This window comes from Paraburkholderia sp. Clong3 (genome assembly GCF_050436485.1).
GTDB classification, from domain to species: Bacteria; Pseudomonadota; Gammaproteobacteria; order Burkholderiales; family Burkholderiaceae; genus Paraburkholderia; species Paraburkholderia tuberum.
In genome coordinates this window covers 1,256,781-1,274,022 of sequence record NZ_JBNDMH010000002.1, presented here as the reverse complement: position 1 = coordinate 1,274,022, position 17,242 = coordinate 1,256,781, and the positions used below count along the sequence as shown (strand labels likewise).

General features: G+C 64.9%; 14 protein-coding genes, 1 tRNA gene and 1 pseudogene. 6 read left to right on the top strand and 10 right to left on the bottom strand.

From position 1 onward, the window contains the following. Positions 1-7 precede the first annotated feature (7 nt). From OKW30_RS10110 to mfd, 3 genes are all read right to left on the bottom strand, one after another. Complete coding sequence (locus OKW30_RS10110; RefSeq protein WP_429346626.1) at positions 8-1,042, bottom strand: threonine ammonia-lyase; 1,035 nt, start codon at positions 1,040-1,042, stop codon at positions 8-10. 89 nt (positions 1,043-1,131) lie between these two features. After that, on the bottom strand, positions 1,132-2,364 hold the full coding sequence (argE, locus tag OKW30_RS10105; RefSeq protein WP_429346625.1) for an acetylornithine deacetylase: 1,233 nt from the start codon (positions 2,362-2,364) through the stop codon (positions 1,132-1,134). Positions 2,365-2,534: 170 nt separating this feature from the next. Beyond that, a complete protein-coding gene (gene mfd, locus OKW30_RS10100; protein ID WP_429346624.1) occupies positions 2,535-6,014 on the bottom strand; it encodes a transcription-repair coupling factor in 3,480 nt (1,159 codons plus the stop codon). 122 nt (positions 6,015-6,136) lie between these two features. Between mfd and ispD the strand changes: the two genes are divergently transcribed. Together ispD and ispF are read left to right on the top strand one after the other, a co-directional pair. After that, positions 6,137-6,850, top strand: a complete 714-nt coding sequence (gene ispD, locus OKW30_RS10095) for a 2-C-methyl-D-erythritol 4-phosphate cytidylyltransferase (protein WP_184063609.1) — start codon at positions 6,137-6,139, stop codon at positions 6,848-6,850. Positions 6,851-6,932: 82 nt separating this feature from the next. After that, positions 6,933-7,412, top strand: coding sequence for a 2-C-methyl-D-erythritol 2,4-cyclodiphosphate synthase (gene ispF / locus OKW30_RS10090; RefSeq protein WP_018432029.1), 480 nt, complete (start codon positions 6,933-6,935; stop codon positions 7,410-7,412). 34 nt (positions 7,413-7,446) lie between these two features. On the opposite strand, the gene OKW30_RS10085 is transcribed toward ispF, so the two are convergent. The 3 genes from OKW30_RS10085 to ompR are packed head-to-tail and all read right to left on the bottom strand — an operon-like array spanning position 7,447 to position 10,156. Continuing rightward, the gene (locus OKW30_RS10085; protein WP_429346623.1) at positions 7,447-7,995 is read right to left on the bottom strand and encodes a peroxiredoxin; all 549 of its coding nucleotides are present in this window, start codon (positions 7,993-7,995) and stop codon (positions 7,447-7,449) included. 33 nt (positions 7,996-8,028) lie between these two features. Then, entirely contained in the window at positions 8,029-9,378 is a 1,350-nt protein-coding gene (locus OKW30_RS10080; protein ID WP_184063603.1) for an ATP-binding protein, read from the bottom strand. Positions 9,379-9,421: 43 nt separating this feature from the next. Next, positions 9,422-10,156: a two-component system response regulator OmpR gene (gene ompR / locus OKW30_RS10075; protein ID WP_006048917.1), complete on the bottom strand. Its 735-nt coding sequence runs from the start codon at positions 10,154-10,156 to the stop codon at positions 9,422-9,424. A gap of 227 nt (positions 10,157-10,383) precedes the next feature. On the opposite strand from ompR, the gene OKW30_RS10070 reads away from it, so the two are divergent. Continuing rightward, positions 10,384-10,710: a hypothetical protein gene (locus OKW30_RS10070; RefSeq protein ID WP_429347741.1), complete on the top strand. Its 327-nt coding sequence runs from the start codon at positions 10,384-10,386 to the stop codon at positions 10,708-10,710. A 307-nt stretch (positions 10,711-11,017) separates the two neighbouring features. Further along, positions 11,018-11,949 (top strand): annotated as a pseudogene (locus OKW30_RS10065) (DUF1501 domain-containing protein); the annotation flags it as partial. A gap of 42 nt (positions 11,950-11,991) precedes the next feature. Here OKW30_RS10065 and OKW30_RS10060 read toward each other — a convergent pair. Beyond that, positions 11,992-12,828 carry a squalene/phytoene synthase family protein gene (locus OKW30_RS10060; protein WP_184063599.1) on the bottom strand — a complete coding sequence of 279 codons (837 nt, stop codon included), beginning with the start codon at positions 12,826-12,828 and terminating at the stop codon, positions 11,992-11,994. 230 nt (positions 12,829-13,058) lie between these two features. Here OKW30_RS10060 and OKW30_RS10055 point away from each other — a divergent pair. Next, positions 13,059-13,145 (top strand) — tRNA-Leu (locus tag OKW30_RS10055). 120 nt (positions 13,146-13,265) lie between these two features. On the opposite strand, the gene OKW30_RS10050 is transcribed toward OKW30_RS10055, so the two are convergent. From OKW30_RS10050 to OKW30_RS10040, 3 genes are all read right to left on the bottom strand, one after another. After that, entirely contained in the window at positions 13,266-13,553 is a 288-nt protein-coding gene (locus tag OKW30_RS10050; RefSeq protein WP_184063597.1) for a hypothetical protein, read from the bottom strand. Between the two features lie 119 nt (positions 13,554-13,672). Continuing rightward, on the bottom strand, positions 13,673-14,122 hold the full coding sequence (locus OKW30_RS10045; protein ID WP_184063596.1) for a MarR family winged helix-turn-helix transcriptional regulator: 450 nt from the start codon (positions 14,120-14,122) through the stop codon (positions 13,673-13,675). A 63-nt stretch (positions 14,123-14,185) separates the two neighbouring features. After that, positions 14,186-15,331: a glycerate kinase gene (locus tag OKW30_RS10040; protein ID WP_429346622.1), complete on the bottom strand. Its 1,146-nt coding sequence runs from the start codon at positions 15,329-15,331 to the stop codon at positions 14,186-14,188. 542 nt (positions 15,332-15,873) lie between these two features. Here OKW30_RS10040 and tig point away from each other — a divergent pair. Then, entirely contained in the window at positions 15,874-17,220 is a 1,347-nt protein-coding gene (gene tig / locus OKW30_RS10035; RefSeq protein WP_184063592.1) for a trigger factor, read from the top strand. The last annotated feature ends 22 nt before the right edge of the window (positions 17,221-17,242 follow it).

Below are 17,242 nucleotides of genomic sequence, written 5' to 3'. Positions count from 1 at the left end.
CGCGTCGCTATTGAGGAAACTGTGACTCGCTATGGCGCGCGCGCTCCAGATGCGCGGCAAAACTGACCGGGTCGATATTGGCGCCGCACAGCAGCACGCCCACGCGTTTGCCCTGCAACTGTTCGCGCAGCGGTCCGAGCAATCCGGCCGTGGCGGCCGCGCAAGCCGGCTCGACCGCGAGCTTCAGCTGATTGAACAGAATCAGCATCGCCTCGCGCAACTGGTCGTCGGACACGGTGACGATCCGATCGACATGGCGGCGGCACAGCTCGTAGCTGTATTGCTCGGTATGCGGCGACATCAGCGAATCGGCGATGCTGTGCATGTGGCCCATTCTGACCGTATGGTTGGCGGCGAAACTCTTGCTCATCACGTCCGAGCCTTCGGGTTCGACGCCGTACACGTGCACGTTCGGATTCGCGAGCCGCAGCGCGGTGGAGACCCCGGCCGCGAGTCCGCCGCCGCCGATCGGCACGATCACCGCTTCGAGGTCGGGCGTTTGCGTGGCCCATTCGTAGCCGAGCGTCGCCGAGCCGAGCACCGTGCGATAGCCGTTGAACGGATGCACGAAATAGCGGCCTTCCTCGGCCTCGACGCGGCGCACCAGTTCGAACGCTTCGGCGAGATCTTCCGCATAGACGATGTCGGCGCCGTACTCGCGGCACAACGCGACGCGGGCCGGATTCGCCGCGCTGAACAGCACGACCTTGGCGCTGACGCCGAGCCGCATCGCCGCATAGGCGACCGCCACCGCGTGATTGCCGCCCGACACGCAGGTGACCCCCGCGCTCTTCTGCGCGTCGTCGAGCGCAAGCAGGTTCGTGAAGGCGCCGCGTGCCTTGAAGCTGCCGCCCGCCTGCAGCAGCTCGAACTTGAAATTGACGACGGTGCCGCGCAGCGACGAGAAGTCGAGCCGGTCGAACACCGGCGTGCGCGCGACCCAGGGCGTCAACGCGAAGTGCTGCGCGGCGATGTCGTCGAGCGTGGGGATCCGCTCACCGTCGATCGTGTGATCTGTGTGCTGCGGCATGGCGCTGGACATGGCGGTCGCTCCGGAGTCGTCGATGCCGCTGAGGCCCGTGGCTCGGCGCGCAGGTTCACTGCGGCTGCGCGCCGCTGCAACGAAACGGGCTAAGCGGCCTCGACCGACATGCTGTGGATGAACTTGCGCAAGAAGCGCTCGCACGCGACGAGCTGCTCGAGCTCGACGAATTCGTTCGCCTTATGCGCCTGCTGGATGTCGCCGGGGCCGCAGACGATGCTCGGAATCCCCGCGTTCGAAAACAGGCCGGCCTCGGTGCCGTATGCGACCTTGCGCTTGTCCTGGTCGGCCGTCAGCGCGCGGACGAGCTGCGTGATCGCGGCCTGTTCGGACGAATCGAGTCCGGGCGCCGCGGCGATCTTCGTGATCTCGATCGCGGCCGAGGGATGCTCGCGCAGCATTTTCGGCAGCAGCGTTTCGCGCGCGTAGCTGTCGATGCGCGCGAAGATCGGCTCGGGATCGAGCGTCGGCAGATTGCGGAACTCGAACTGGAACTGGCATTCGGCCGGCACCGTGTTGATTGCGTTGCCGCCCGTGATCGTGCTGGTCTGCGCGGTGCTGAACGGCACGTCGTACAGTTCGTCGAAGGGGCCTTGCGCGCGGAACTGGTCGGCCATGTCGCGGATGTAGCAGATCAGGCGAGCCGCGTACTCGATCGCGTTCAAACCCTTCGGCGTCAGCGACGAATGCGCGGCCTGGCCGCGTACGCAGCACTGATACGCGTTGATGCCTTTGTGCGCGATGATCGGGCGCATGCTGGTCGGCTCGCCGACGATGCAGCCGTCCGGCTTCACGCCGCGCTTCATCAGATCGGCGATCAGAAGCGGCGCGCCCACGCAGCCCACTTCCTCGTCGAACGACAGCGCGAAGTGGATCGGCTTCGCGAGCTTCGTGCGCTGCATGTCCGGCACGAGCGCGAGCGCCGCGCCGATGAAGCCCTTCATGTCGCAGGTGCCGCGGCCATAGAGCTTGTCACCGCGAATCTCCGGCTTGAACGGATCGCTGTCCCATTGCTGGCCGTCCACCGGCACGACGTCGGTGTGGCCCGACAGCACGACGCCGCCGTTCGTTTCGCCGTCGTGCGCGGGAATGGTCGCGAACAGGTTCGCCCATTTGCCGCCCTTGCCGTGCGTCAGCGTCGCGTCGATACCGACCGCGCGCAGTTCGTCGCGCACGGTTTCGATCAGGCCGAGGTTTGGATTGCGGCTCACCGTGTCCATCGACACGAGACGGGTGACCCAGGGCAGAGATATCGGAGAAGCGGGGGACGCGGAGGTGGCGGACGACTGCAACGATTGCGCTGTTTCAGCGACGTGAGACATGACATGACTCCAGCGTTTTGTGTCTATCGATCATATCCCAAATTGCATTTTCGTAAGGATGTCCAAAAAGCCGGGCTCGCGTTGGCGCAGCGCAGCATCGATGCAAAAAACGGGGGACGTCCCCCCGTTTTCTGCGGTTTTCACGAGCCTGTGCGCGCAGCGTGCCGCGCTCAGCGAGCCGGCGCCGCCGCCGTGCCGCGGCTCGGCGAACCGAGCGCGCGCAAGGTCTCCTTGACGGTCGCGACGCGCACCGCGAGATCCGGGCTGCGCGTTTCGATACGCAGCCTGTCCTGACCCGCGAGCTTGATGTGCTTGTGCTTCTGCACCATCTCGATGATCCGCATCGCGTCGACGGGCGGATTGGGGATGAACTGCAGGCCGATCACCGCTTCACCGGCATCGATCTTCGAAATGCCGAGCGGCTTCGCGGCGAGCCGCAGTCGATGCGTCTCCACCAGCGCATGCGCCTGCGGCGGCAGCTTGCCGAAGCGGTCGATCAGCTCTTCCTGGATGCCGTCGATCGAATCGTTGTGTTCGCAGTTCGCGAGGCGCTTGTACAGCGACAGACGTTCCTGCACGTCGCCGCAATAGTCCGACGGCAGGATCGCCGGCGAATGCAGGTTGATCTCGGTGGTCGCGGCGAGCGGCGCGGTGAGGTCTGGCTCCTTGCCGTTCCTGAGCGCCCTCACTGCGTCGTTGAGCATGTCGGTATAAAGCTGGAAGCCGATCTCGTGAATCTCGCCCGACTGCTTGTCACCGAGCACCTCGCCGGTGCCGCGAATTTCGAGGTCGTGCATCGCGAGATAGAAGCCCGAGCCGAGTTCCTCCATCTGCTGGATCGCTTCGAGCCGCCGTTGCGCCTGCTTGGTGAGCCCCTGCGGATCGTGCACGAGCAGATACGAGTACGCCTGGTGATGCGAGCGGCCGACGCGGCCACGCAGCTGATGCAATTGCGCGAGGCCGAACTTGTCGGAGCGGTGGATCAGGATCGTGTTCGCGCTCGGCACGTCGATGCCGGTTTCGATGATCGTCGTGCACAGCAGCACGTTCGCGCGTTGCGCGACGAAGTCGCGCATCACCCGCTCCAGTTCCCGCTCGTGCATCTGTCCATGCGCGACCGCGATGCGCGCTTCGGGCACCAGCTCTTCGAGCATCTGCCGGCGATTCTGGATCGTCTCGACTTCGTTGTGCAGGAAGTAGACCTGGCCGCCGCGCTTCAACTCGCGCAGCATTGCTTCGCGAATCACGCTGTCTTCCTCGCGCCGCACGAAGGTCTTGATCGCGAGGCGCTTTTGCGGCGCCGTTGCGATCACCGAAAAATCGCGCAGGCCTTCGAGCGCCATGCCGAGCGTACGGGGGATCGGTGTCGCGGTCAGCGTCAGCACGTCGACTTCCGCGCGCAGCGCTTTCAGCGCCTCCTTCTGACGCACGCCGAAGCGATGCTCCTCGTCGATGATCACGAGTCCGAGCCGCTTGAACTGCACATCGGACGATAGCAGCTTGTGCGTGCCGATCACGATGTCGACCGCGCCTTCGTTGATCTGCCGGATCGCCGCGTTGACTTCCTTGGTCGACTTGAAGCGCGACAGCTCGGCGATGCGCACCGGCCAGTCGGAGAAGCGGTCGCTGAAGGTTTGCGTGTGCTGCTCGGCGAGCAGCGTGGTCGGCGACAGCAGCGCGACCTGCTTGCCGCCCATCACCGCGATGAACGCCGCGCGCAATGCGACCTCGGTCTTGCCGAAGCCGACGTCGCCGCACACGAGCCGGTCCATCGGCTTGCCGCTCGTCATGTCGCCGATCACGGCCGCGATCGCGGCGGCCTGGTCCGGCGTTTCCTCGAAACCGAAGCTCTCGGCGAACTTCACGTAGTCCTTCGGTTCGAGCGCGAACGCGTGGCCCTCGCGGGCGGCACGGCGGGCGTACAGGTTGAGCAGCTCGGCGGCGGTGTCGCGGATCTGCTGCGCGGCCTTGCGCTTGGCCTTTTCCCACTGGCCCGAGCCGAGCGAATGCAGCGGCGCGCTGTCCGGATCGGCGCCGCTATAGCGCGAGATCACGTGCAATTGCGCGACCGGCACGTAGAGCTTGCTGTCGCCCGCGTATTCGAGGTGCAGGAACTCGGTTTCGCCTTCGCCGAGATCCATCGTCACGAGACCCATGTAGCGGCCGATACCGTGCTGCGAATGCACGACCGGGTCGCCGAGCTTCAGCTCGGACAGATCGCGCACCATCGAATCGACGTTGCTCGCCTGTTCCTGGCGGCGGCGTCCCGAGCGGCGCGCGAGCGGCCCGTACAGCTCGGTTTCGGTGATGATCGCGATGCCGTCGCCCGCCAGCGCGAAGCCGTTCGCGAGCGGCGCGACGCCGAGCGAGAAACGCGCGTCGCTCTTGAGCCAGTCGGCGAAGCTGTCGGCCGAGGCGGGCTTCAGCTGGTTGTCGGCGAGCAGTTGCAGCAGCGTCTCGCGGCGGCCCGCCGATTCGGCGGCGAACAGCACGCGGTTCGGCGTCGTGCTCAGATACGCGCGCAGCGCCGAGACGGGATCGTCGGCGTGACGATCGATCGCGAGGTTCGGCAGCGCGATCGACCAGGCGCCGTCGCCGTTGGTGGGCAGCACGAGCCGTGCGAACGGTTTCGCGAAGGTGAAGAAATCCTCGTCCGACAGGAACAGCTTCTGCGGTTCGAGAATCGGCCGGTCGCGGTCGTGCGACAGGAAATTGAAGCGCTGCTTCGTGTCGTTGGTGAAGCGCCGGATCGCCGCGTCCAGATCGCCGACGAACGCGAGTTGCGAACCGTCGGGCAGGTAATGGAAGAGGGTGGCCGTCTCCTCGAAGAACAGCGGCAGATAGTATTCGATGCCCGCCGACGGCACGCCGTTGCCGATGTCTTTATAGATCGACGCGCGGCTCGGATCGCCCTCGAAAGTCTCGCGCCAGCGGCTGCGGAATGCGGTGCGCGCGGCCTCGTCGAACGGGAATTCGCGGCCCGGCAGCAGGCGCACGTCCTTGACCGGATAGAGGCTGCGCTGCGTGTCGGGGTCGAACGCGCGGATCGAGTCGACCTGGTCGTCGAACAGGTCGATCCGGTAGGGCAGCGGCGAGCCCATCGGAAACAGATCGAGCAGCGAGCCGCGCACGCAATATTCGCCGGGACGCACCACCTGGCTCACGTGCTCGTAGCCGGCGAGCGTCAGCTGCGCCTTCAGCTTCGCTTCGTCGAGCCGCTCGCCTTGCGAGAACGAGAATGTGTAGGCGGCCAGAAACGATGCAGGCGGCATCCGGTACAAGGCCGTCGTGGCCGGCACGAGCAGGATGTCGCAGCGGCCTTCGCCGAGATCGTGCAGCGTTGCGAGACGCTCGGAGACGAGATCCTGGTGCGGCGAAAACGTGTCGTAAGGCAGCGTCTCCCAGTCGGGCAGGAGGCGCACGCGCGCGTCCGGCGCGAAGAAGCCGATTTCCTGCGACAGCCGCTGCGCGTCGACCGCGCTTTCGCAGACCACCGCAAGCAGCGGCATCTTCTCGCGATACGCGAGATGGTAGCGGGCGATCAGCAGCGCGTCGGACGAACCGCGCGTGCCGTCGAAGGCGAAACGCTGGCCGGCCTTGACGAGCGCGACGGGCGGGGAGGACTGCGAGGATGCGGCGATGTCTGACATAAAGGAGAAAAAGGGGCGGCTCGGGGCTCACGCGACGGCCAAGTTTACGCGTGTACGGGCGTGGATGCGAAGGACCTATTATAAAATCCGTCCTTTACTTTGATTTGGCGGCATCCGCACTCGTGACTTCCCGTCTCTTTGCCCTGATCCCGTGCGCAGGCTCCGGCAGCCGTTCCGGTGCCGCGATGCCCAAGCAATACCGCACTGTCGCCGGCCGCGACATGCTGCATTACTCGCTCGCCGCGTTCGACGCGTGCAGCGAATTCACGCAGACGCTCGTCGTCATCGCGCCCGACGACCAGCACTTCGACGCCCGCCGCTTCGGCAATCTGCGCTTCGCGGTGCGTCGCGTGGGCGGCGCGTCGCGCCAGGCGTCGGTGCTCAACGGTCTGCACGCGCTCGCCGAGTTCGGCGCCCACGACGCCGACTGGGTGCTCGTGCACGACGCGGCCCGGCCGGGCATCACGCCGGCGCTGATCCGTACGCTGATCGGTTCGCTCAAGGACGATGCGGTCGGCGGCATCATGGCGTTGCCGGTCGCCGATACCTTGAAGCGTATCGACCGCGCGTCGGCCGATGGCCGCATCGCCCATACCGAAGCGCGTGACGGCTTGTGGCAGGCGCAGACGCCGCAGATGTTCCGCATCGGCATGCTGCGCGAGGCGATCCTGCGCGCCCAGGCCGACGGCCACGATCTGACCGACGAGGCGAGCGCGATCGAATGGTCGGGCCACGCGCCGAAGCTCGTGCAAGGCAGCCTGCGTAACTTCAAGGTCACGTATCCGGAAGATTTCGATCTGGCCGAGGCGATTCTGAGCCGCCCCGCCGGTTCGTGAAACCGCGCCTGGGCACATTGGAAAGATTTAGAAAGGCTTTAAAGAAGCTTTAAAAGCTTCAGCACTTGAGGACGTGACGCACATGGATTTCAGAATTGGGCAGGGCTACGACGTGCATGCGCTGGTGCCGGGACGCGCGTTGATCATCGGCGGCGTAACGATTCCGTACGAGCGCGGGTTGCTCGGTCACTCGGACGCGGATGTGCTGCTGCACGCGATCACCGACGCGCTGTTCGGCGCGGCCGCGTTGGGCGATATCGGCCGCCACTTCTCCGATACCGACGCGAAGTTCGCCGGCGCCGACAGCCGCGTGCTGCTGCGCGAATGCGTGGCGCGCGTGAAGGCGGCCGGCTTTGCGATCGGCAACGTCGACAGCAGCGTGATCGCGCAGGCACCGAAGCTCGCACCGCATATCGAAGGGATGCGCGCCAATATCGCGGCGGACCTCGGTCTGCCGATCGAGCGCGTGAACGTCAAGGCAAAGACGAACGAGAAGCTCGGTTATCTCGGCCGCGGCGAGGGCATCGAGGCGCAGGCCGCGGTGTTGCTGGTCAGGAGCTGAACGGGATTTTTGTTTGGGTGACGGGCGGTGCCGCTTACAGCGTCGCGCCGCCAATCGCCCGATTGCTCGGACACAGCTCGTCCGTTTGCAGGCCGTCGAGGATGCGCAGCACTTCTTCGGGATTACGGCCCACGTACAGATTGTTGACCGACACGTGCTGGATCGTGTTGTCCGGATCGACGATAAAGGTCGCGCGCAGCGCGACGCCCGCTTCCTTGTCGCGCACGCCGAGCTGGTCGATCAGCTCGCCTTTCACGTCGCCGAACGAGTAGTGGTTGAGCCGGTCGAGCTCCTTGTACTCGCGGCGCCACGCGAGCTTCACGTATTCATTGTCGACGCTGCCGCCGAGCAGCACGGCCTCGCGGTCCTCGAACTCCTTGACGAGCTTGCTGAATTCGACGATTTCCGTCGGGCAGACCAACGAAAAATCCTTCGGATAGAAGTAAATGATTTTCCATTTGCCTCGAAACGACTGCTCGGTGATGTATTCGAACGCCGAGACGCCGTGTTCTTCGTGATGGTTGAAGCCCGGCTTGGCGGCAATGACGGTGAACGCTTCGAGTTTATCGCCAACGGTTTTCATGCAAAGGCTCCTTCGGAAGTCGCAACAAGCGGCTCACGCGCTTCTCGCGAGCGGAAACTCGATCGTCACTTCAAGCCCTGGTCCGGGCGAGCGGTTGCGCAGCCGTAGCGCGCCGCGATAACGGGCGACGAGCCGCTGCACGATCGCCATGCCGAGGCCCGTGCCGTTGGCCTGGGTGCGCGCCGAATTCACACGATAGAACGGCCGCGTGACGAGCGCGAGCTGGTCTTCGGGAATGCCGGGGCCTTCGTCGACCACCGAGAGTTCGACGCGCGAGTGCGACACGCGCGTTTCGAGAATTACGTGCGGCACACCGTCGCCGTCGCTGAGGCCATATTTGCGCGCGTTCTCGAGCAGATTGCCGACCACGCGACGCATGTCGGTTTCATCGGCCTCGATCACCGCCGACGGAGCGAGCCGCGTGATCAGCCGCATGCTGTCCTCGCTTTGCATGCGTGCGGCGAGTTCGCTCGCGATCACCGAGAGGTCCACCGGTTCCGGCACACGCTGAACGGGACGCGCGTAGTCGAGGAAGCGGCCGATGATCATGTCCATCTGCTCGATGTCGTCGACCATCGCGTCCTTGGTGGGCTGATCGGACGGGCTCATTTCGGTCTCGAGCCGCAGCCGTGCGAGCGGCGTGCGCAGATCGTGCGAGATGCCCGCGAGCATCAGCGCGCGGTCCGCCTCGAGCTGTTCGAGGTCGCGCACCATCTGGTTGAAGCTTCGATTGGTTTCGGCGGCCACACCCATGCCGCGCTCGGGCAGCGGCTCGGGCGATTGCCCCGAGCCGACCCGGCGCGCGGCCATCGCCAGACGCGCGAACGGCCGGTTCACCAGACTCGTGATGAACGCCGCGCCGAACAGCGACAGCGCGAGCGCGAACACGCCCCAGCCGGCCCATTGCAGGCCGGTGGCGTTGTCGAGCTGATCGCGGTCGAGCGCGACCCAGTAATCGTCGTCGTCGATCTTGAAGCTGATCCATACGCCGTTGATATCGTTGACGCTCTGCGCGATTATGGTGTCGTCGCCGAGACGGCCGCGGATGTCGTGCTCGATCAGGCGATTCAACGATTCGTCGGGCTGGAGTTTGTATTTGTCGGTGGCTTCGCGCGGGTACACGCGCACCCCTTCGTTGCTCTCCAGATCCTGCAACAGCGCGCGCCGCAGGTCGGGATCGGAATAGAGGAGTGCGGTGCGCGTGAGCTTGACGATCGCGACGAGTTGCAGAGCCACGCGCTGCGCGCGCGGCTCACGCTCGATCACGCGAAAGCTCTGGAACCACGCGGCGAGACTGACTGCGATCAACAGCGCGATCAGCAGAAAGGTCCGCCAGAAAAGGCCGCCGAACGCGAGCGTCAGGAGGCGCCGGTCGATCCGCATGGGCCCTTCTTATGTGACACAGAAACGAAAACGGAGCACAAACTCAGGCTGCACCGTCGGGGATGAAGACGTAGCCGAGGCCCCACACGGTCTGAATGAAGCGCGGGCTGCCCGGATCCGGCTCGATCAGCTTGCGCAGACGCGAGATCTGCACGTCGAGGCTGCGGTCGAAGACCTCGTATTCGCGCCCGCGTGCGAGTTCCATCAGCTTTTCGCGCGACAGCGGCTGACGCGGATGACGCGCGAATACCTTCAGCACCGAGAACTCACCGGTGGTGAGCGGAATTTCCTGGCCGGCCTTGGTCAGCGTGCGGGTGGCGAGATTCAGCGCGAACTCGCCGAACTCGAAGACCTCGGTGGTCTCGGACGGCGCACCCGGCAATTCGGACGGCGACTGGCGACGCAGGACCGCGTGAATGCGCGCGACCAGTTCGCGCGGATTGAACGGCTTGGGCAGATAGTCGTCGGCACCCATCTCGAGGCCGACGATGCGATCGACATCCTCACCCTTGGCCGTCAGCATGATGATCGGCGTGCGGTCGTTGCTGCCGCGCAGTCGCCGGCAGATCGACAGGCCGTCCTCACCGGGCAGCATCAGATCGAGCACCAGCAGATCGAAGCGCTCGCGCACCCAGAGCTTGTTCATTGACGGCGCATTTTCGGCGACGTAGACGTTGAAGCCTTGTTCGCCGAGGTAGCGGCGCAGAAGATCGCGCAGGCGTGGATCGTCGTCGACGACGAGGATTTTCGAAGGGTTTTTGGTTTCCATGGTCGGCATCTTAGCGCGATTAGAAAGTGGTGCGCGGTTACACCATTTCCGGGGTTACAGTCGGTTACAAAATTTACCCGCGGTGTGGCGCGACGTAAAGTATGCGCGTTTAGACTGCTTTACTGAATGCGGCTGTTCGGTGGATACTTCACTCGACAAAACTCTCGCACCCGGCTGTTACCGGGGTTTGTATACGCATCTGAGGTAGCCGGTTGCCGCGCCACGAAGGGAACAACATGAAGGGAGGGGTTTGGCCAAACGTGCGCCTGAGCGTGATTGTACTGGCGGTTGCCGGTACGCTGGCAGGCACACTGGGCCCGACGCTCGCTCATGCGCAGCCGTCCGCGGATAGAGCGGCGAGCGAGCATGCGCCCCGCCCGGGTAATGGCAGAACCAGCCGCCACAACCCGAGCATCGATCGCCCTGCCTCTGACGCGATGCTGCGCACCGCGGTTCCCCCCGATCTCGATCAACGTCGCCGCGACGGGCATATGACGCCCGAAGAGCGTCGGCTGTTGCGGCAGCACATCGAAGACGCCGTGCGCGAGTTGTACAAGCGTTAATCCCAGCGCGCGCATTGCCGCGTGAAAAATCCCGTTGCACTTACGAGCGCGCGCCGCGAAGCGATATCGCGACCTCCCGACTGTATTCAAGCCGATCCCAACGCGCGCCGAGCGCAACGCATGGACGCCGGATCAGCGTCACATCTCCGACACGCCGGACCCGGCACGCGTCGAGCCGATCGCCATGCAGTTTCGCGCGAGCGGTTATGACATCGAGGTGACGCTACGCGCGCTCGGCGAGAACCTATTCTATCCGCCGAACGTCAAAGGATGGCCGGGCGGCGCGTCCTGGATCAACAGTTCGACGCTGAAAGGCGGCAACGACGGTTTGAACACCGTGATCCCGTTCGCCGATCCCGCGTACCTCGTGCTGCGCAAAAACATCGGCATCAAACGCGAACAGATGATCCAGATCGACGAGCGCACCGCGCTGCATCCCGCCTTGGAGCCGCTGATGCCGCTCTGGCGCAGCCGGCAGCTCGCGATCGTGCAGGGCGTCAGCTATGCGCAGCCGAACCTGTCGCATTTCCGTTGGATCGAGATCTGGGATACCGCGTCACGCTCCGACCAATATCTGCGCGACGGCTGGCTCACGCGCGCGTTCGCGATGAGGCCGGTGCCCATCGGTTTCGCGGCCGACGGCGTCGTGATCGGCAGCGCCGAAATGGGGCCGCTCGCAAACGGCGCGCGCGCGATCGCGCTGGTCAATCCCGCGCAGTTCGTCAGGGCCTCTCGACTCGCGACGCCAGTGTCCTTGCACGAGCGCAATCCCGCGCTCGCGCCTATTCTCGACGTCGAAAACGACATCGTGAAAGCGGCCGATCGTCTGCGTGCGACGCAAGGGCAGCCTCAGTTGAAGACCGCGTTTCCGGGCGGCGCGTTCGGCAGTTCGATCAAACCGGCAATGCAGGTGCTGGCCGCTTGGGACACGCCGAATAGGGCCGGTGGAACGATACGCTCGTGATGACGTACGCGGAATTCGGGCGCCGTCCGCGCGAGAACCAGAGCAACGGCACCGATCACGGCACGGTGGCGCCGCACTTCGTGACGGGCGGTCGCGTGCAGGGCGGTTTGTTTGGCGTGCCGCCGATGCTTGCGCGGCTCGAGGGGAATGGCAACCTGCCGGTCGGCGTGGATTTTCGCCAGCTTTATGCGACGGTGCTCGGGCCCTGGTGGGGGTTGGACGCGCCTGCGACTCTGCAGCAGCGGTTCGAGCCGCTGCCGTTGCTGCGGGCGTGAGCGCTGGGCGCTGGGCGCGAATCGACGCGCCCGGCTGTCAGGCTACTTCGCGCGCCACGCGATCCATAGCTTGCGGATCGGCGTCAACGCGATGCGTTGATGCAGCACGTGATAACCGTCGCGCTCGATTTCATCGAGCAACGCCAACGCGAGCGCCGCGAGCGCGAGCAGCGTGCGCTGCGCGCGCCGCGCGCTGGCGGGCACCGCGGCGAGCGCGGTCTGCACCGCGTCGCGCGCGCGATTCGTTTCGAACCGCATCAGCTCGGTGAAAGCGTCGGTGTATTTGCGGTTGATCAGATCGGCGGCGGTGACGTTGTAGCGTTGCATCTCGTCGATCGGAACGTAGATGCGGCCGTGCCGGGCATCGTTGCCGGTTTCGGCGACGAACTGCGCGAGCATCAGCGCCTCGCCGAGCGGAGCGGCCCACGCCGACCCATGCGCGGCATCGTCGGCCGATCCGGTTGCAGCCGCGCGCGACACCAGCGACGCAAAATTGCCGCCGACACCATGCACATAGCGGCGCAGGTTCGGATAGTCGAGATAGCGTGCCTGGTCGAGATCCATCTCGAAGCCCGCGAGCAGTTCCTGCAGAGCCCGATATTCGGCCTGCGCGTCGGGCAGATAGGCCGCGAGTGCCTTGGACACCGGATGCGACGGCGAGCCCGCGGCCAGCGCGGCGATTTCTTTCTGCCACCACGCGAGCTTCGTGCGGCCGACCGCCGGATCGCTCGTCTCCTTGACCGTTTCCTCGAACTCGCGACGCAATGCGAAGAGCGCCGTCAACAGCGGCTGACTGGCGGCGCGCGCCTGGCGAAGCGCATAGTAGGTGCTCGATCCTGGGGGCGCCGCTTTCTGCTGGCAATAGTCGTCGAAATTCACGGGATGAGAGTGTGGGGAAGGACTGGCGAGACGGGCGCCGACGTCCGTTGCGGCGCCCGTCTCGACGAGCCGAAAATTGTAGCATCGGCGTCGCGCGCGCAGATACCGCCGGGTGCAGACAAGCGCGAATCAATCGGTTAGAATCTCGCGCTTACGCTTTCGGGCACGTGTTCAGCGCGCTTGGGAGTGCACAGGACAATCGGGCGCGACGCATTGCGGCGTACCCGGCTGCGAGGGTGGCGAAATTGGTAGACGCACCAGGTTTAGGTCCTGACGCCCGCAAGGGTGTAGGGGTTCGAGTCCCCTCCCTCGCACCACTTATTGGTAGTCGAGAAAAACCCCGTCAAGTCTTTGGACCGACGGGGTTTTTTCTTTTTTGCGCGGTCTTCTGAAAGGCCTCAGTGTTGCTCCGCTGCCTTTCATCGCGACCGCGCGACTCAGGCACCCGGCGTTCCCGGCGCTTCCTGCGAGCCCGGCAATTCCGCTTGCGCGGCGCCTTCGAGGAAACGGCGCGTCGACTCGAACGCCTGCAGCATCTGGTCCGGCCACGGCGTTTGCAGCATCACCGCCTGATGATTTTCAAATGCCGACGACAGCAGTTTCGCCAGTTCCGGCGAACGAAGATGCCGCAGCACGACGCTGACCGCGATCGCGGTCGCCTGGCTCGCGCCGGCGGTCTGGAGTTCCGACGCGGTGAGTGCCGCGACCTGTTTGTTGATGTCCACTGAAACGTCCCTGGATGAAAAAGAGGGTGAAGGCGCGTTGACCGAGGCTCAATTTTGACACGCGCCGCCCAATGCCGTGAAACGGCGCTTTTCAAACACGGCCGGTTCGCCGCGCGCTATCACTCCCGCGCGTTCATGGCACGGATCACCTTGTCGAGCGCCGCGCCGAACGCGGCCCTTTCCTCTTCGTCGAGGCACTCGAACATATCGCCGTTCCACTTGCGCGCGATCGGCATCACTTTGCGATACAGCGCGCGGCCTTCCTGCGTCAGCGAGACCAGCACGACGCGGCCGTCCGCGGCGCTCGCTTCGCGCTGCACGAGTCCCTGCCGGATCAGCGCTTCGGCCGCGCGACTCGCCTGGCTTTTGTCGAGATTGGCATGGCGTGCCAACTCCATGATCGAGAACGGTCCGAACGATCCCACCGTCGCAATCACCCGCGCTTCGGGCAGCGTCACGTCGAGCTTCGCCGCGTAGCGCGCGCTGATGCCGCGCTCGGCCAGTTTGTTCAGTACATGCAGACGATACGTGAGGAACTGCTCGAGCCCGGCTTTGGCGGAGTCCTTCATGGTCACCCCGTGATGAGTGGAACGGTCGTGGCGCTGTGATTGTTGCGGCAACCGTTTCACGGGTCAACGCACGCCGTATTTCAGGCGCGTCAGCTGCTCGGCTTCGTTGGCGAGCAGGCGCGCCGCGTCGCGAATCGCGACGTCGAGCGTGATCGGCCCCGGCGCCGGAGAAAAGCAGCCGCCGAAGTATTCGGCAAGACGCGGCAGCGCGGCGGGGTCGATCGCGCCGGACAGCAGCGTGGCGGGCACGCCCGCGGCGCGCGCATGCGCGCAGGCGATGAACGGCGCCTTGCCGTGCAGCGTCTGTACGTCGGAACGGCCTTCACCGGTGATCAGCCAGTTGGCGCCCGTGAGCGCGGCGTCGAGGCCGATTTGCCGCGCGACGGTTTCCGCGCCCGGCTCGAACTGCGCGCCGAGCATGTGCAATGCGAAGCCGAGGCCGCCCGCCGCGCCCGCGCCCGGCAGGTCACGCGCCGTGCGGCCGAGCGCGGCTTCGAGCAGATCGGCGAAGCGCGCGAGCGCCGCGTCGATCGGCGCGACCTGTTCTGGCTTCACGCCTTTTTGCGGACCGAAGATCGCGGTCGCGCCGTGCTCGCCGGTCAACGGATTGTCGACGTCCGACATGCCGACGAACTGCGTGTCGGCAAGCCGCGCGTCGAGCAGCGACGCATCGACCCGCGCCACGCGCGCAAGCTGCTCGGGTGTGCCTTCGAGTACGTTGCCTTGCGCGTCGAACAGTTGCAAGCCGAGGCCGGTCAGCAGGCCGGCGCCGCCGTCGTTCGTGCTGCTGCCGCCGAGCGCGACGAAAAAGCGCCGCACGCCGGCATCAAGCAGCGCGCGAATCGCTTCGCCCATGCCGCGCGTGCTGCGCGCCTCGACCGGCACGCCCATGCCGACGGGGTCCGTAATGCCGACGATTTCCGCCGTTTCGATGATCGCGCCGCCGTCCGTGAGCAGGCCCGTCAGCGCTGCGCGCGTCGGACCGGCCGCGCCGCGCACGCTAAGCGTGCGGCGCTCGCCGCCGCTCGTGAGCATTGCGTCGAGCGTGCCTTCGCCGCCGTCGGCCATCGGACAGATGCGCATGCTCGCGTCGGGGCGTGCGCGCTGGACGCCGGATGCGATCGCCTGCGCGACCTGTTCCGCGCTGAGCGAGCCTTTGAATGAATCGGGAGCGATGACGACGACAGGCGAGGACGACGAATTCGGCATGGTGTCTCTGAGAGGTTTGAGTCGTTGTAAGCGGTTGCTGGAGCGGATGAAGCGACCAGTTGCTGGTGACCGGCGGTGGCGGCCCGACCGAGTGCGTTAGCTTATCAGCATGGGGGCGTCGGCTGAATATGTCGAAAGGCATAGGCGGGATCGCCGCCACGACACGTCGGCCGCGAGCGGGTGCGAGCGTCCACGCGAACGTTCTGTTGCATGACGAAAGAGCGCCGAGGAACGCACGACGCTAACCGGATAGCGATGCCAGCGGCAAATCGCGCTCGCTGTGTCAAAACTAACCGAAAATGGCCCTCAAAACGCCCGGAATGCAGGGAAAACTCGATGCAATCATCGAATCCCGGCTAGGCGCGCAAATAGTTTGCTAAAATATTCGGCTCTTTGGACTCAACCGTGCTGCCGACGGCCTGCAAGCCCGCGGCGCAGGTGCGTGATCGATGCAATCGGCGCAAATCGATGCGAAGCGACATCGACGGGCAGCACGGAGAAGATAACTGATTCGCTCGAATAATTTTAGGACGATTGAAGTCATGGCTAACGTTGTTGAAAACCTCGGCAAGCTCGAACGCCGCGTGACGATTTCCCTGCCGAAGGATGCCGTGCAGAAGGAAGTGGATTCGCGTATCCGTCAACTCGCGAAGAACGTGCGCATGCCGGGTTTCCGCCCGGGCAAGGTGCCGCTCAAGATGGTGACGCAACAGTATTCGGGCCAGGTGGAAGCCGAAGTGTTGAGCGACAAGGTCGGCAAGGAATTTTTCGACATCAGCCGCACCGAAAACCTGCGTGTCGCGGGTCAGCCGAGCTTCGCGCCGAAGACCGACGCTGGTGAAGGCAGCTACGCGTTCGACGCGACCTTCGAGGTGTATCCGGAAGTGAAGCTGGGCGACGTCGCCACGGCTGAAATCGAGCGCACCATGACCAGCATCAGCGAAGCGGAAATCGACCGCACACTGGACATCCTGCGCAAACAGCGCGTGCACTTCCACGCTCGCGGCGAGGCAGGCGAGCACGGCGACGGCGGCGCGGACACGGCCGCCAAAGACGGCGACCGCGTGACGGTCGACTTCGTCGGCAAGATCGACGGTGAAGCATTCCAGGGCGGTAGCGCCGAAGACTTCGGCTTCATCCTCGGCGAAGGCCGCATGCTGCCGGAATTCGAAAAAGCGGCGCTCGGCTTGAAGGTCGGCGAAGCGAAGGAATTCGACCTGAAGTTCCCGGACGACTACCACGGCAAGGAAGTGGCGGGCAAGACGGCGCAATTCACGATCACGATGAAGAAGATCGAATGGCCGCATCTGCCGGAAGTCGACGGCGAATTCGCGAAATCGCTCGGCATCGAAGACGGCGATCTGACCAAGATGCGCGCTGAAATCAAGGACAACCTCGAGCGCGAAGCGAAGCGCCGCACGCAAGCCATCGTCAAGAACCAGGTGATGGACGCACTGCTGAAAATCTCGGAGCTCGACGTCCCGAACGCGCTGATCGAGCAGGATCAGGAGCGCCTCGTCGCGATGGCTCGCCAGGATCTGGAACAGCGCGGCGTGCCGAACGCGAAGGACGCGCCGATCCCGGCCGCGATGTTCAAGGAGCAGGCCGAGCGCCGCGTCAAGCTGGGTCTCGTGCTGGCCGAACTCGTGAAGGCGAACGAACTGCAGGCGAAGCCGGAGCAGATCCGTGCCGAAGTCGATGAATTCGCGAAAAGCTACGAAGACCCGAAGGAAGTCGTCCGCTGGTATTATTCCAACCAGCAACGTCTTGCTGAAATGGAAGCGTATGTCGTTGAAGCCAACGTCGTCGACTTCGTCCTCAGCAAGGCCAAGGTGACGGACAAGGAAGTGAGCTTCGAGGAACTGGCAAGCGCAACGGCGCAAGCGTAAGCGTCGCTGCAACGGCGTGCCG

Bases quoted from the DNA above. Each gene is read 5' to 3' on its own strand.
- OKW30_RS10110 (WP_429346626.1), bottom strand. From the start codon at position 1,042: ATGTCCAGCGCCATGCCGCAGCACACAGATCACACGATCGACGGTGAG.
- argE (WP_429346625.1), bottom strand. From the start codon at position 2,364: ATGTCTCACGTCGCTGAAACAGCGCAATCGTTGCAGTCGTCCGCCACC.
- mfd (WP_429346624.1), bottom strand. From the start codon at position 6,014: ATGTCAGACATCGCCGCATCCTCGCAGTCCTCCCCGCCCGTCGCGCTC.
- ispF (WP_018432029.1), top strand. From the start codon at position 6,933: ATGGATTTCAGAATTGGGCAGGGCTACGACGTGCATGCGCTGGTGCCG.
- OKW30_RS10085 (WP_429346623.1), bottom strand. From the start codon at position 7,995: ATGAAAACCGTTGGCGATAAACTCGAAGCGTTCACCGTCATTGCCGCC.
- OKW30_RS10080 (WP_184063603.1), bottom strand. From the start codon at position 9,378: ATGCGGATCGACCGGCGCCTCCTGACGCTCGCGTTCGGCGGCCTTTTC.
- ompR (WP_006048917.1), bottom strand. From the start codon at position 10,156: ATGCCGACCATGGAAACCAAAAACCCTTCGAAAATCCTCGTCGTCGAC.
- OKW30_RS10070 (WP_429347741.1), top strand. From the start codon at position 10,384: ATGAAGGGAGGGGTTTGGCCAAACGTGCGCCTGAGCGTGATTGTACTG.
- OKW30_RS10045 (WP_184063596.1), bottom strand. From the start codon at position 14,122: ATGAAGGACTCCGCCAAAGCCGGGCTCGAGCAGTTCCTCACGTATCGT.
- OKW30_RS10040 (WP_429346622.1), bottom strand. From the start codon at position 15,331: ATGCCGAATTCGTCGTCCTCGCCTGTCGTCGTCATCGCTCCCGATTCA.
- tig (WP_184063592.1), top strand. From the start codon at position 15,874: ATGGCTAACGTTGTTGAAAACCTCGGCAAGCTCGAACGCCGCGTGACG.